The organism is Herbiconiux sp. VKM Ac-1786, from assembly GCF_015350805.1.
Classification (GTDB): Bacteria; Actinomycetota; Actinomycetes; order Actinomycetales; family Microbacteriaceae; genus Herbiconiux.
On the sequence record NZ_JADKSG010000002.1, the window covers coordinates 532,675 to 546,295 of the forward strand.

Here is a 13,621-nt window from a genome sequence, read left to right on the forward strand (position 1 = left end):
CTAGAGTGTTCACGTCGTGAGAACGACACCTGTTGTGAGGAGGTCCAGCCGATGCCCGAGACGCACCCCTGGCGGCGCTACGTCGCCCTCGGCGACTCGTTCACGGAGGGCATCGGCGACCCCGAGCCGAGCAGCCCCGGCGGCTTCCGGGGCTGGGCCGACCGGGTGGCCGAGAACCTGGCCGAGACCACCGACGAGGAGTTCTCCTACGCGAACCTCGCCATCCGCGGCCGCCTGCTGAACCAGATCCTGGCCGAGCAGGTCGAGCCGGCGCTCGAGCTGAAGCCCGACCTGATCACCATCTCGGCGGGCGGCAACGACGTGCTGCGGCCGCGCACCGACCCCGACGACATCGCCGCGCGGTTCGAGGCGGGCATCCGGCGGCTGCGCGAGAGCGACGCCACCGTGGTCATCTTCACCGGCGTCGACACCAGCTTCTCGCCCGTGCTCCGCGGCATCCGCGGCAAGGTCGCGATCTACAACGAGAACCTGCGGGTGATCGCCGACCGCTACGACTGCCTCGTCGCCGATCAGTGGGGCCTGAAGGAGATCCAGGACACCCGGCTCTGGTCGCCCGACCGCCTGCACCTGAACCCGCTCGGCCACCACGAGGTGGCGCGGATGGTGCTCCGCACGCTGAACGTCGAGAACGGCCTGCAGGCCGGCGAGCCCGAGCCCCTGCCCGGCCGCACCTGGCGCGCCGCCCGCAGCGAAGACCTGGTGTGGGCGCGCGTGCACTTCGTGCCCTGGGTCATCCGCCGCATCACGCACCGCTCGAGCGGCGACAACATCACGGCGAAGCGGCCCATCCCCTCGCCGGTGTACGCCGAGCCGGGCGAGCCGCAGGCCTGAAGGCCCGCCCCGTCGCTAGCGGAACGGGTTCGCGAGCTTCCAGCCCGCGTCGGGGCCGTCGAGCCCGCTCGCGAGCTCCAGCGGCACCGTGTACTCCCCGCTGCCGAGCGTGATGCCCTCGACGGTGTAGCGCGCGGTGCCCACCTCGGTTCCGGATGCGCCCGAGCCGATCTCCGCCGCCTCAGCGCTGCGGGTCACGGTCGCCGACGACCACACGGTCGCCTCCACCGACTCCTCCGCCACGATGTCCGCGCTCGCCCCCCAGGGCGTCGTGTACGAGCCGAGCACGTCGCCCGCGGTGACGAGCGGAACGGTCTGGAAGCCCGCCTCGGCGCTCTGCAGCAGCGCGAGCACCGAGGCGTGCAGCGTGTCCTCCTCGGGGGCTCCCAGCACGACGCCGACGAGCTGGAGGGTCTCGCCGGCGACGGTGTAGTCGGCCGAGAAGAGCAGGCAGAAGCCGGCCTCGTCGGTGGTGCCCGTCTTGACGCCGTCGATGCCGTTCATGCCCAGCAGGTCGTTGGTGTTCTCGACCGTGCCGAGCTGGGGCAGCTCGAGCGAGGCGGTGCCGACGATGCCCGAGAGCACCGGGTCGGCGAGCACCAGCCGGGCGAGCGTGAGCAGGTCGGCCGTGGTGCTGCGGGAGCCCGGGTTCAGCCCGGAGGTGTCGACGACGGCGGTGCCGCCGAGCCCCTGCCCGGCGAGCCACGCGGTGGCCGCGGCGAGGTAGGAGGCCGTGTCGCCGAAGGCCCAGTTCGTCAAGGTCACGCTGTAGTTGTTGGCCGACTCGAGCAGCATGATCTCGATCACCTCGCGCTCGCTCAGCACCTGGCCCGGGTACACCGAGGCCCACGAGCCGTTCTCGGCCTGGGTGGCCTGCAGGATGGCCAGGTCGGCGTCGGTCATCGTGATCGACGGGCCGACACTCCCCTCGGCGATCGGCTTCGCGTCGAGCACGACGAGGGCGGTGATGGTCTTCGTGATGCTGGCGATGGGGAGGGGATCGGTGGATCCGCTGCCGCCGAGCGCCTGCGCCGAGCCGTCGGTGACGAGGCCGATGGCGCTGGTGCCCGCGCCGGGCGTGACGAGGGGGGTCGCCGGGGTGACGGTGGGCGGAGCATCCGTCACCGACGCCGAGGCCTGCGGCACGGGGCCGAGCAGCGCCACCGGGAAATAGGTGGCGACGAGGGCGATCAGCACGAGCGCCGCGCCCACCACGATGCGTCGGCGCCGGTAGACGGCGGGGCTGGCGGGACTCACCCGCACATCCTAGCCAGGCGGCCGATGGGCGCCGCTCAGCCAGGCGGGCGGCTGGACGGCAGGACAACCGGACGGCCGGAGCGAATCGCCTACATCAGCCCGCCGTCGACCGAACGCGGCACCACCTGGTCGCTGTCGGGCACGAGCACCTCGGTCTCCCGGTTCAGGCTGCGGCCGGCGAAGAAGTCCTTCGAGCGGGGGAAGAAGGCCCAGACGACCATCAGCACCACGCCCAGCGCGAGGGAGCCGACGCCCACCACGAAGACGCCGCCGATGCGGAAGATGACCGTGTAGCCGTAGTCGGGGTCGTACATGTCGATGGCCGACTGGATGAACGCGGCCGTCAGCATCAGGCCGCCGAGGAGGGGGAACAGGCCCTTGAACAGGAAGTTGCGCACGGTGGTGAAGATCTCCCGGCGGAAGTACCAGATGCAGGCGTAGCTGGTCAGCGCGTAGTAGAACGCGATCGCGAGCCCGATCGAGAGGATCGTGTCGGCCAGGATGTTCTCGCTCACGAGGGTCATGCCCACGTAGAAGGTGACGGCGACGACGCTCATGAAGATCGTGGCGAACCGGGGGGTCTGGAACTTCGGCGAGATGCGGCCGAAGGCGGCGGGCAGCGCCTTGTAGGTGGCCATCGCGAGGGTGCCTCGCGCGGTCGGCAGGATCGTCGTCTGGGTGGACGAGATCGCCGAGACGCAGACGGCGATCACGAGCAGCCAGGCCCAGGGGCCGAAGATCGCGTCCTTCAGCGCGAGGAAGACGTCCTCGGCGTTGCCCTCGTTGCCGAGGCCGATGCCGGAGGTGCCGAGGCCGGCGAACGCCATGGCGGCGACGGTGACGGAGACGTAGGTGACCAGCAGGATGACCGTCGAGAGCACGGCGGCCCGCCCGGGGATGCGTGCCGGGTCCTTCGTCTCCTCGTTCAGGGCGAGGCAGGTGTCCCAGCCCCAGTAGATGAACAGGCAGAGCAGGATCGCCTCGGTGAAGCCGGAAAGCGAGGTGAAGGCGAAGGGGTTGAACCAGTCGAGCTGCGGCGCGGTCGAGCCCTCCGGAGCGGTGCCGGTGAACACGGCCCAGAGGGCGAGCACGACGAAGAGCGCGAGGGCGACGTACTGCACGGCCAGCAGGATGTTCTGCAGCCGCTCCCCGATCTCGAGCCCGCGCACGCTGACGAAGGTCATCAGGCCGATGAACACGACACCGGTGGCGGTGACGAGCGGCACGTTCTCGTAGAGGTCGGGGTTGTTCGTGAGGAGCCAGAGGTACTTGCTGCCGATCTGGGCGAGGTTCGCCAGCACGATGATGCCGGCGACCGCCACGCCCCAGCCGGCGAGCCACCCGGTCCACGGCCCGAAGGCCTTCGTGACCCAGGTGAAGGCGGTGCCGCAGTCGGGCACGGCCCGGTTGAGCTCGCGGTAGGCGTAGGCCGTGAGGAACATCGGGATGAACGCGAGGATCATCGCGATCGGTGCCTGGGCGCCGACGGCGAGCACCACGAAGCCGACGGTGGCGGCGAGGGAGTAGACCGGCGCCGTCGAGGCGAGACCGATCACCGTGGAGCCGACGAGACCGAGCTTGCCGACAGCGAGGCCCTTGCCGGCGGGCGGCCGCGGGGCCTCGGTCGAAACGGCGCTGGTGTCTGCCACGACGGGCCTCCTTCGGAACGGTGTGCCGAAAGACTAGTGCTTCGCAGCCGCCACCGCGTACAGGGCCACGGCGCCGGCGGCGGCGACGTTCAGCGAGTCGACGCCGTGCAGCATCGGGATCTCCACCCGCACGTCCGCGGCGGCCAGGGCGCGCCGGCTGAGGCCGTCGCCCTCGGTGCCGAGCACGATCGCCACCCGCTCGGGCAGCTTCCGGGTGAACTCCGGCAGGGGTATCGAGTCGTCGCCGAGCGCGAGGGCGGCGATCGTGAAGCCGGCGTCGTGCAGCAGCGGGGCGGCCTCGCTCCACTCCCCGATCCGCGTCCAGGGCACTTGCAGCACGGTGCCCATGCTCACCCGCACGCTCCGGCGGTAGAGCGGGTCGGCGCAGCGCGGGGTGATCAGCACGGCGTCGGCACCGAGGCCGGCGGCGGAGCGGAAGGCGGCGCCGACGTTGGTGTGGTCGACGATGTCCTCGAGCACGACGACGGTGCGGGCATCCTGAAGCAGGGTGCGCGGGTCGGGCAGCGCGGGGCGATGCATCGCCGCGAGGGCGCCGCGGTGCATCGCGAAGCCGGTCAGCTGCTCGAGCAGGGCGTCGTCGGCGACGAAGACGGGCACCTCGGGGAACCGCTCGACGAGCCACTCGAGGTCGGCCAGCCACTTCTGCTGCAGCAGCACCGAGCGCGGCCGGTGCCCGGCGGCGACGGCCCGCTCGATCACCTTGCCCGACTCGGCGAGGTAGAGCCCCCCGGCGGGCTCGAGCAGGCGCCGCATCGCGACGTCGGTCAGCCCGCGGTAGTCGGCGAGCTCGGGGCGGTCGAGCGAGTCGATCGGGATGACGGGCACGGGAGCCTTCTCTGTCGGCAACGGATCTGTGGGTGACGGATCCGCCGGGAACGGATCCGTCGGCGGGACGGATTCCCACCAACTCTGCCAGTCGCGGAAACATTCTCGAAAACTGCGGTGTTTAGACTGCTGAGGCCGGTGTCCGTCGCCGGCGTGGAGGTTCCATGGTTCCGCTGGTGTCGTCTCCGCCCGGTCGTCCGACCCCGGAGGCCGTCGAGACCGCTGTCGCCGAGGCCGCAGAGGTGCTGCGCGGCCGGCGATTCGCCGTGCTCACGGGTGCGGGGGTGAGCACCGACTCGGGCATCCCCGACTACCGCGGCGAGGGTGCGCCGCAGCGGAACCCGATGACCTTCGACCAGTTCCTCGGCAGCCCGTCGTTCCGGAAGCGATACTGGGCGGGCAGCCACCTCGGCTGGCGCATGTTCGACGCCGCGCGTCCCAACGAGGGCCACCGCGCCCTCGCCCGGCTCGAGGAGGCGGGGTTCGCGAGCGGCGTCGTCACGCAGAACGTCGACGGTCTGCACGCCCGCGCCGGCACCCAGCGGCTCGTCGACCTGCACGGCTCGATGGACCGCGTGAACTGCCTGCGCTGCGGCCAGACCTTCGCCCGCGCGAGTGTCTCCGAGCGCATCACCGCCGCCAACCCGCAGCTGTCCGAGCCCGAGCTCATCCGCATCGCCCCCGACGGCGACGCCGACGTGGCCGAGTACGAGGCCTTCGTGGTGCCGTCGTGCACCGTCTGCGGCGGCGTGCTGAAGCCCGACGTGGTGTTCTTCGGCGAGTTCGTGCCCACCGAGAAGTTCGCCGAGGCGAGCGCGATCGTCGCCGCGTCCGACGCCCTCGTCATCGCGGGTTCGTCACTCGTGGTGAACTCGGGCATCCGGCTGCTCGAGCAGGCCCGACGGCGGCGGCTGCCCATCGTCATCGTCAACCGCGGCGTGACCAAGGGCGACAACCGCGCGACCGTCAAGGTCGACGCCGGTGCGTCCGAGACGCTGGTCGCGCTCGAGGGCCTCCTGGCCTGAGCCGTCGCAGCCCGCCCGGGTAGCGGCCCGCCCGGTCACCCGGTGCGGAGATGACAGACTGGACGCGATGACTACCTTCACCTTCGTGCGCCACGGCCAGACCGACTGGAACCTCGAGCGCCGCATCCAGGGCGCCACCGACGTCCCCCTCAACGAGACCGGCCGCGAGCAGGCCCGCGAGACCGGCCGCGTGCTCGCCGAGCGCCGGTGGGACGGCATCGTCGCCAGTCCGCTGAGCCGAGCCCGCGAGACCGCCGAGATCATCGGCTCGTTCGTCGGCATCCCCGAGGTCGAGCTCGTCGACGCCCTGGTCGAGCGCCGCTACGGCGAGGTCGAGGGGCTGAACGGCGAGGAGATCGCCGCCCGCTTCCCCGACCCGACCGCACCGGTGCCCGGGCGGGAGAAGCGCTCGGCCGTCGTCGCCCGCGTGCTGCCGGCGCTCCAGGCGCTGGCCGACGAGCATCCGGACGCCGCACTGATCGTGGTCTCGCACGGCGGCGTGATCGGGTCGCTCGTGCGCTACATCACCGAGAAGCGGCTGCCCGGCAAGGGCGAGCTGATCGCCAACGGCTCGGCGCACGACTTCCTGATCGAGGACGGCGAGGTGTCGCTGGCGAGCTTCAACGGCGTCGAGCTCGACCGCTCCATCCGGTCGCGAGCTCCGCTAGCGCTCGAGCTGACGCTTCCCAGCTGAACGTCTCGGCCTGGGCGCGCGAGGCGATCGAGCGTGCGCGCCAGAGCGCCGCGTCTTCGAGGGCGGTGACCGCGTCGGCGAAGGCCCGCGCATCCTCGGCCGGGGCGAACAGAGCCGCCTCTCCCCCGATCTCGCGGAAGACCGGGATGTCGCTGACGACCACCGGCGTGCCGTGCCCCATCGACTCCACGAGCGGGATGCCGAAGCCCTCGTCGAGCGAGGCGGTGACGAGCGCGGTCGAGCGCTGGAGCAGCGCGTGGTACTCCTCGTCGGTGACCCCGCCGTGGAACTCGAGCCGGGCCGCGGGGGCGATGGCACGCAGGCGCTCCTCGTCGGCGGGCGTCGAGCGGCTGAGCAGGTGCAGCGTGTACTCCGGCAGCAGAGCGGCCGCACGCACGAGGGTCTCGACGTTCTTGTAGGGCATGAACGAGCCCATGTAGACGAGCGTCTTCGCGGCGGCGCGCGACTCGGCCTGGTCGGCGGCCAGGGCGGCGACGGATGCGGTGGGCAGCTCGGCCGCGTTCCTCGCCACCACGACGGGCTTCGTCGTGAGCTCGTGCCGGGCGATCAGGGAGCGGGTGGTCTCGCTCACGGTGACCACCGCATCCGCCCGGTTCAGCAGCAGCCGCTGCGGCCACCAGGCCTTGTGGTAGAGCCTCCAGAGCACCCGCACGAAGCGAGGCAGATCGTGCGGCGGCTCGGGGTTGGAGTAGTAGATCAGGTCGTGCACCGTGAGCGCCAGGCGGTAGCGGCGGCCGAGCGTGCCCATCGTCTGCATGGGGCTGATCACGGCGTCGGGGCGCAGCCGGTTCACCTGCAGGGCGACGAGCGGCTCGAGCAGGCTGGTCGGCCCGGAGACCTTCGCCCAGGGCAGCTCGGGGAGCATCTCGAGCTGGCGCTCGTCACTGACGATCATCGCGAGCTGCACGCCGTCGAGGGCGGGGTCGCCCGCGTCGCTCAGGGCCTTCAGCGCGGTGACGACGCCGGCGGTGTAGCGGCTGATGCCGTCGTGCCGGCCGATGCGGGTGTAGCGGCAGTCGATCGCGAGTCTCATGCGACGCGCCCGTCCTGTGCGCCGCGTGCGCCGCGTGCGCCGCGTGCGCCGCGTGCGCCGCGTGCGCCGTCTGCGCGGTCGAGGAACGCCGTGATGGCCTCGCCGGCCTCGACCGGGCGCTCGTAGTGGATGAGGTGGCCCACTCCCTCGAGCACGACCAGCCGCGCATCCGGCAGCAGCTCGGCGAGGCGGTGCTGCGCGGCGAGCGGGGTGATGTCGTCCTGGTCGGCGGCGATCAGCAGGGTCGGGGCCTGGATGCGCGCGGCGAACTCGCTGATGTCGTGACCGACCGAGGCGCGGAACGCGTCGAGCACCACCGTGCGGTTCGCGAAGGCGCTGAAGTAGCGGTCGTGCTGGTCGTGGATCCAGCGGCGGCGCGCCCGGTCCTTCGTCTTGGCCATGGTGATGCTGATCACCCGCACCATCACGGGGCTCGACAGGATGACGTGTCCGAGCCTCTCGGGAACCGCGGCGCCGAGCCGGTAGTAGCCGATGGCCACCCGGGTCATCACGCCGCGCGGGCCCTTCAGCGCCGGAGCCGCGATCGGGTTGATCAGCACCGCGTCGTCGACCTCGAGGCCACCCGCCAGCGCCGCGGAGACGAGGATCGAGCCGAAGGAGTGCCCGATGATCACGACCCGGGCCGCGGGTGACTCGGCGCGGACGGCCGCGGCGAACTCCTGCAGCCACGCCTCGTAGCCCGCGAGGTCGTGCGTCGCCGCCATGGGGGTCGAGACGCCGAAGCCGGGCAGGTCGGGGGCGACGATGCGGTAGCCGGGGCGGTCGAGCTGGGCGATCACGGGCTCGAGGCCGTGGTGGTCGCCGCGGTAGCCGTGCACGACGATGACGAGCGTCGGGGCGTCGTGCCGCTCCCCGGCGCCCAGGGCGCCTGCTCCGTACTCCCAGAACTGGGTCTCGCCGCCCGCGAGCGAGAGGCTCCGCTCGGTCGTCGGGAGTCGGGCGAGCTGTTCGGCGAAGGGCGAGGCGACGGTCATCCGGACCAGCATAGACGCGGCCACTGGCCCGACCCTGGCACCTCGCCCTTTCGCACCCGGTGCTTTGGACTAACGTCGGTACGGAGCACTCCCGGCAGCGCCGGCCACCCCCTCCGAAAGGACGCCCGTGAGCTTCACCGCACCGATCCAGATGCCCGGACTCGCACTCGACCCCGAGTGGTACAAGCGGTCGGTCTTCTACGAGGTGATGATCCGCTCGTTCGTCGACTCCAACGGCGACGGCTTCGGCGACATCGCCGGGCTGATCTCCAAGCTCGACTACCTGCAGTGGCTCGGCATCGACGCGCTCTGGCTGCCGCCGTTCTACCAGTCGCCGATGCGCGACGGCGGCTACGACGTCTCCGACTTCAAGGCCGTGCTGCCCGACTACGGCACGGTCGAGGAGTTCCGCGACCTCGTCACGAAGGCGCACGAGCGCAACATGCGCATCGTGATCGACTTCCCGCTGAACCACACCAGCGACCAGCACGACTGGTTCCAGCAGTCGCGGGAAGATCCCGACGGCCCCTTCGGCGATTTCTACGTCTGGAGCGACACCGACGAGAAGTACGAGAACATCCGCATCATCTTCGTCGACACCGAGGAGTCGAACTGGACGTTCGACCCCGTGCGCCGGCAGTTCTTCTGGCACCGCTTCTTCTCGCACCAGCCCGACCTCAACTTCGAGAACCCGGCCGTGCACGAGGCCATCTTCGACACCGTGCGGTTCTGGTTCGACATGGGCGTCGACGGCATCCGGCTCGACGCCATCCCCTACCTCTACGAGAGCGACGAGGGCAACGGCGAGGGCGAGCCGAAGACCCACGAGTTCATCGTGAAGCTGCGCGAGATGATCGACCAGGAGTACCCCGGCCGCCTGCTCGTGGCCGAGGCGAACCAGTGGCCGCGCGAGGTCGCCGCGTTCTTCGGCAGCGACGAGGAGCCCGAGTGCCACATGGCCTTCGACTTCCCCGTGATGCCGCGCATCTACTACTCGCTGCGGTCGCAGAAGGCCGACGAGCTGATCCGGGTGCTCAGCGAGACGACCGACATCCCGAAGTCGGCGGCCTGGGGCGTGTTCCTCCGCAACCACGACGAGCTCACTCTCGAGATGGTCTCCGAGGAGTACCGGCAGGCGATGTACGGCTGGTACGCCTACGACCCGCGCATGCGCTCGAACATCGGCATCCGGCGCCGGCTCGCCCCCCTGCTCGACAACTCGCGGGCCGAGCTCGAGCTGGCGCACGCGCTGCTGTTCGCGCTGCCGGGGTCGCCGTTCCTCTACTACGGCGACGAGATCGGCATGGGCGACAACATCTGGCTGCCCGACCGCGACTCCTCCCGCACGCCGATGCAGTGGACGCCCGACCGCAACGCGGGCTTCTCCACCGCCGACCCGGGCAAGCTGTTCCTCCCGGTCGTGCAGTCGCTGGTCTACAACTACACGCTGGTGAACGTCGAGTCGCAGCTGGCGCAGTCGCGCTCGCTCGTGCACTGGGTGCGCAACGTCATCCACGTGCGGAAGGCGCACCCGACCTTCGGCCTCGGCACGATGGAGGTGCTCGAGAGCGACCACGAGTCGGTACTCGCGTTCGTGCGCTCCTACTCGGGCACGAACGACTACTTCGGCGACGGGCCGGAGGACGTGCTCTGCGTGTTCAGCTTCTCGCACAACCCGGTCTCGGCGACGATCACGGCGCCGCAGTTCGCCGGACGGCGACTGTTCGACCTGTTCGGGCGGGCCGAGTTCCCCGCCTTCGACGAGAACGGCACGGTCACGCTGACCTTCGGCACCCAGGCGTTCTACTGGCTGCACGTGCGGCAGACGCCCGAGCAGCAGGAGCTGCGCTAGCGGCTCGTCCGGCCGCGCGTCGCCGGTGACCGGGGTGTCGGTCACCGGCGCTGTCGGTGGTCACGGGCAGACTGGCTGCATGACCATCGTCGAGGTGCCCCTGTTCGAGATCGACACCCTGGTCGAGGTCGAGGCCGAGGTCGAGGCTTCGGCCGAGGTGGTTCCGGATGCACGGCTCACCTCGCCCCTGCCCGCCTGGGCCGCGCGGCTCGCCGTCTTCGATCTCGAGACCACCGGCATCGACGTCGACACCAGTCGCGTCGTCACCGCGAACGTCACCCTGCTCGACGACGCGGGAGCGCCGTCGCGCCGCCACGACTGGCTGGCCGACCCCGGCGTCGAGATCCCCGAGCAGGCCACGGCCGTGCACGGCGTCACCACCGAGCGCGCGCGGGCCGAGGGCCGCCCCGCGGCCGAGGTGGTCGCCGAGATCGTGGCCGCCCTCCGTGCCGCGTTCGACGACGGCTACTCGCTCGTCGTCTACAACGCTCCCTACGACCTGACGCTGCTGCACCGCGAGGCGCTCCGTCACGGCATCGCCCCGCTCGAGGGCCCGCTGCCGGTCGTCGATCCGCTGGTGATCGACAAGCAGATCGACCGCTACCGCAAGGGCAAGCGCACGCTCACCGCCTCGGCCGAGCACTACGGCGTCTCGCTCACCGACGCGCACGACGCGGGTGCCGACGCCATCGCGGCCGGCCTCGTCGCCCGTGCGATCGCGGTGCAGTACGCCGCCGAGCTCGACCTCTCCCCCAGCGAGCTGCACGAGCAGCAGATCGCCTGGCACGAGGCGCAGTGCGACTCCTTCGAGGACTACATGCGCCGGGTGCGCGATCCCTCCTTCACCGCGCGCCGCGGGTGGCCCGAGGTGCCGCTGCGTCCCTGAGGCCGCCGCCGGGCATCCGTCGCCCGCCGGGCCTGCTGCCTCGAACACGAAGAACCCCCGCCGACCGGAGTCGACGGGGGTTCTGACGTTCTGGGGGCTGCAGCCTACTTGCTGCCGCCGCCGAAGCCCTTGTAGCGGTTGTTGAACTTCTCGACGCGGCCGGCCGAGTCCATGATGCGCTGCTTGCCCGTGTAGAACGGGTGCGACTCCGACGAGATCTCGACGTCGATGACGGGGTAGGTGTTGCCGTCCTCCCACTCGATCGTCTTCGACGACGACACGGTCGAACGGGTGAGGAAGGTCGCACCGGAGGCGAGGTCGCGGAAGACCACTGCTTCGTACGTGGGGTGGGTGTCAGTCTTCATTGTTGTGTCCTTGGTTCACGGCGGTGGGTGAGAGTGAAGTCAGAGGCCCCGGTGACGTAGCACAGGGCCAGCTAGTCAGTTTAGCAGAAAGCTCGGATGCTCGGTGCAGCCGATCACGCCGCGCGGGCGCTGTAGCGCCCGTCGGTCTCGGTCAGCTCGATCGGCAGGCCGAACGCGGAGCCGAGGTTCTCGGCGGTGAGCACCTCGCCGAGCGGACCGGTCGCGACGATGCCGTCAGGGCCGAGCAGCAGGGCGTGGGTGAAGCCGCGCGGGATCTCCTCGACGTGGTGGGTGACCATCACGATCGCGGGCGCCTCGGGGGCCGAGGCGTAGCCGCCGAGCAGCTGCAGCAGCTCCTCGCGGGCGCCGAGGTCGAGGCTCGCGGCCGGCTCGTCGAGCAGCAGCAGCTCGGGGTCGGTCATCACCGAGCGGGCGATCTGCACACGCTTCTGCTCGCCGTCGCTGAGCGAGCCGAACAGGCGCTCGGCGAGGTGGTCGAGCTTCCACTCGTTCAGGACGCGCTGGGCGCGGCGGAGGTCGATGTCTTCGTAGGACTCGTTCCAGCGGCCCGTGACCGAGTACGCCGCGGTGAGCACGACGTTCAGCACGGTCTCGTTGGCCGGGAAACGACGCGCCATCGCGCTCGAGGCGAAACCCACCCGGGGACGCAGCTCGAACAGGTCGACCTCGCCGAGCGTGCCCTCGAGCACCTGCACGGTGCCCTCGGAGGGGTGGTTCATCGCCGCGGCGATCTGCAGCAGCGTGGTCTTGCCCGCGCCGTTCGGCCCGAGCACCACCCAGCGCTGATCGCCGTCGACTTTCCAGTTCACGCCGCTGAGGATCTGATTCCCATCGCGGACAACCGAAACGTCTTCGAAATCGAGCACATTGGGCATGCTCCAAGCCTACCCAGCGACAGCCGTCTACTTGACCAATGAGCGATAGATGTCGGCGGTCTGGGAGGCGATCGCGCCCCAGCTGAACTCGGCCTCGGCGCGGGCGCGCCCGGCCTCCCCCATCGCCTTCGCGCGCACCGGGTCGGAGACGACCTCGGTCAGGGCGCGCGCCAGGTCGGCGACGAAGCGGTCGGGGTCGGTGGGGGTTCCGGTGCCGTCCTGCAGCTGGTCGATCGGCACGAGGAGCCCGGTGACGCCGTCGTCGACGACCTCGGGGATGCCGCCGGTGGCGGTGCCCACCACGGGCAGCCCGCAGGCCATCGCCTCGAGGTTCACGATGCCGAGCGGCTCGTAGACGCTCGGGCAGACGAACACGGTCGCGGCGGTGAGGATCGCGGTCAGCGCGGGCTGGGGCAGGATCTCGTCGATCCAGACGATGCCCGAGCGCGTCTCCTGCAGCGTGCGCACGGCGCTCGAGACCTCCTCGAGGATGGCCGGGGTGTCGGGTGCGCCGGCGCAGAGCACCACCTGCACCTCGGCGGGCAGCAGTGCGAGCGCGCGCAGCAGGTAGGGCAGGCCCTTCTGCCGGGTGATCCGCCCGACGAAGACCACGGTGGGGCGGTCGGGGTCGATGCCGTGCTCGGTGAGCACCGCGGTGTCGTGGTTCGGCTTCCAGCGCTCGAGGTCGATGCCGTTGTAGACCGTCACGACCCGGGACTCGTCGATCGCGGGGTAGGAGCGCAGGATGTCGCGGCGCATGCCGTTCGAGACGGCAATCACCGCATCCGCCGACTCGAACGCCGTCTTCTCGATCAGCGACGAGATGCGGTAGCCGCCGCCGAGCTGCTCGGCCTTCCAGGGGCGCAGCGGCTCGAGGGAGTGCGCGGTCACGACGTGCGGCACGTCGTGCAGCAGAGCGGCGAGCCGGCCGGCCGCGTTGGCGTACCAGGTGTGCGAGTGCACGAGGCTGGTGCCGGCGACCGCGTCGGCGATCTGCAGGTCGACGCCGAGCGTGGAGAGCGAGCCGTTCGCGCCTTCGAGCTCGGCGGGCACCCGGTAGGCGTAGACCTCCGGCTCGTCGCGCGGCGCGCCGAAGCAGCGCACGGCCACGTCGAGATGGGCGCGCAGGCCCTTGACGAGCTCGGCGACGTGCACGCCGGCCCCTCCGTAGATCTCGGGCGGATACTCCTTGGTGATCACATCGACTCGCATAGTCGAACCGTAGTACGCCTGCGACGAAACCTCAGTAG

At 70.8% G+C, this 13,621-nt stretch carries 13 protein-coding genes; 5 read left to right on the forward strand and 8 right to left on the reverse strand.

Annotated features, from left to right (window positions below; translation table 11 throughout):
* Window positions 1-51: 51 nt before the first annotated feature.
* The gene (locus tag ITJ64_RS13485; RefSeq protein WP_194681290.1) at window positions 52-852 is read left to right on the forward strand and encodes an SGNH/GDSL hydrolase family protein; all 801 of its coding nucleotides are present in this window, start codon (window positions 52-54) and stop codon (window positions 850-852) included.
* 15 nt (window positions 853-867) lie between these two features.
* Here ITJ64_RS13485 and ITJ64_RS13490 read toward each other — a convergent pair whose 3' ends face one another.
* The 3 genes from ITJ64_RS13490 to ITJ64_RS13500 all read right to left on the reverse strand — a co-directional run bounded on the left by ITJ64_RS13490 (window position 868) and on the right by ITJ64_RS13500 (window position 4,604).
* On the reverse strand, window positions 868-2,109 hold the full coding sequence (locus tag ITJ64_RS13490; RefSeq protein WP_194681291.1) for a D-alanyl-D-alanine carboxypeptidase: 1,242 nt from the start codon (window positions 2,107-2,109) through the stop codon (window positions 868-870).
* An 89-nt stretch (window positions 2,110-2,198) separates the two neighbouring features.
* Complete coding sequence (locus ITJ64_RS13495) at window positions 2,199-3,758, reverse strand: APC family permease (protein ID WP_194681292.1); 1,560 nt, start codon at window positions 3,756-3,758, stop codon at window positions 2,199-2,201.
* 33 nt (window positions 3,759-3,791) lie between these two features.
* Window positions 3,792-4,604: a TrmH family RNA methyltransferase gene (locus tag ITJ64_RS13500; RefSeq protein ID WP_370545188.1), complete on the reverse strand. Its 813-nt coding sequence runs from the start codon at window positions 4,602-4,604 to the stop codon at window positions 3,792-3,794.
* A 164-nt stretch (window positions 4,605-4,768) separates the two neighbouring features.
* Here ITJ64_RS13500 and ITJ64_RS13505 point away from each other — a divergent pair, with 164 nt between their 5' ends.
* Window positions 4,769-5,629, forward strand: coding sequence for an NAD-dependent protein deacetylase (locus ITJ64_RS13505; RefSeq protein WP_194681293.1), 861 nt, complete (start codon window positions 4,769-4,771; stop codon window positions 5,627-5,629).
* 67 nt (window positions 5,630-5,696) lie between these two features.
* Window positions 5,697-6,323: a histidine phosphatase family protein gene (locus ITJ64_RS13510; protein ID WP_194681294.1), complete on the forward strand. Its 627-nt coding sequence runs from the start codon at window positions 5,697-5,699 to the stop codon at window positions 6,321-6,323.
* On the opposite strand, the gene ITJ64_RS13515 is transcribed toward ITJ64_RS13510, so the two are convergent.
* Entirely contained in the window at window positions 6,250-7,377 is a 1,128-nt protein-coding gene (locus ITJ64_RS13515; protein ID WP_194681295.1) for a glycosyltransferase family 1 protein, read from the reverse strand. The genes ITJ64_RS13510 and ITJ64_RS13515 overlap by 74 nt on opposite strands.
* The gene (locus ITJ64_RS13520; protein ID WP_194681296.1) at window positions 7,374-8,372 is read right to left on the reverse strand and encodes an alpha/beta fold hydrolase; all 999 of its coding nucleotides are present in this window, start codon (window positions 8,370-8,372) and stop codon (window positions 7,374-7,376) included. The genes ITJ64_RS13515 and ITJ64_RS13520 overlap by 4 nt, the downstream gene beginning before the upstream one ends.
* A gap of 127 nt (window positions 8,373-8,499) precedes the next feature.
* Between ITJ64_RS13520 and treS the strand changes: the two genes are divergently transcribed.
* Complete coding sequence (gene treS / locus ITJ64_RS13525) at window positions 8,500-10,224, forward strand: maltose alpha-D-glucosyltransferase (protein WP_271206562.1); 1,725 nt, start codon at window positions 8,500-8,502, stop codon at window positions 10,222-10,224.
* Between the two features lie 79 nt (window positions 10,225-10,303).
* Complete coding sequence (locus ITJ64_RS13530; protein WP_194681297.1) at window positions 10,304-11,110, forward strand: exonuclease domain-containing protein; 807 nt, start codon at window positions 10,304-10,306, stop codon at window positions 11,108-11,110.
* Window positions 11,111-11,214: 104 nt separating this feature from the next.
* Here the strand turns inward: ITJ64_RS13530 and ITJ64_RS13535 are convergent, their stop codons facing one another.
* The 3 genes from ITJ64_RS13535 to glgA all read right to left on the reverse strand — a co-directional run bounded on the left by ITJ64_RS13535 (window position 11,215) and on the right by glgA (window position 13,583).
* A complete protein-coding gene (locus tag ITJ64_RS13535; RefSeq protein WP_173180965.1) occupies window positions 11,215-11,475 on the reverse strand; it encodes a type B 50S ribosomal protein L31 in 261 nt (86 codons plus the stop codon).
* A gap of 113 nt (window positions 11,476-11,588) precedes the next feature.
* On the reverse strand, window positions 11,589-12,371 hold the full coding sequence (locus ITJ64_RS13540; protein WP_194681298.1) for an ABC transporter ATP-binding protein: 783 nt from the start codon (window positions 12,369-12,371) through the stop codon (window positions 11,589-11,591).
* 27 nt (window positions 12,372-12,398) lie between these two features.
* On the reverse strand, window positions 12,399-13,583 hold the full coding sequence (gene glgA / locus ITJ64_RS13545) for a glycogen synthase (RefSeq protein ID WP_194681299.1): 1,185 nt from the start codon (window positions 13,581-13,583) through the stop codon (window positions 12,399-12,401).
* Between the last annotated feature and the right edge of the window lie 38 nt (window positions 13,584-13,621).

Bases quoted from the DNA above. Each gene is read 5' to 3' on its own strand.
- ITJ64_RS13485 (WP_194681290.1), top strand. From the start codon at position 52: ATGCCCGAGACGCACCCCTGGCGGCGCTACGTCGCCCTCGGCGACTCG.
- ITJ64_RS13505 (WP_194681293.1), top strand. From the start codon at position 4,769: ATGGTTCCGCTGGTGTCGTCTCCGCCCGGTCGTCCGACCCCGGAGGCC.
- ITJ64_RS13510 (WP_194681294.1), top strand. From the start codon at position 5,697: ATGACTACCTTCACCTTCGTGCGCCACGGCCAGACCGACTGGAACCTC.
- ITJ64_RS13515 (WP_194681295.1), bottom strand. From the start codon at position 7,377: ATGAGACTCGCGATCGACTGCCGCTACACCCGCATCGGCCGGCACGAC.
- ITJ64_RS13520 (WP_194681296.1), bottom strand. From the start codon at position 8,372: ATGACCGTCGCCTCGCCCTTCGCCGAACAGCTCGCCCGACTCCCGACG.
- ITJ64_RS13530 (WP_194681297.1), top strand. From the start codon at position 10,304: ATGACCATCGTCGAGGTGCCCCTGTTCGAGATCGACACCCTGGTCGAG.
- ITJ64_RS13535 (WP_173180965.1), bottom strand. From the start codon at position 11,475: ATGAAGACTGACACCCACCCCACGTACGAAGCAGTGGTCTTCCGCGAC.
- ITJ64_RS13540 (WP_194681298.1), bottom strand. From the start codon at position 12,371: ATGCCCAATGTGCTCGATTTCGAAGACGTTTCGGTTGTCCGCGATGGG.
- glgA (WP_194681299.1), bottom strand. From the start codon at position 13,583: ATGCGAGTCGATGTGATCACCAAGGAGTATCCGCCCGAGATCTACGGA.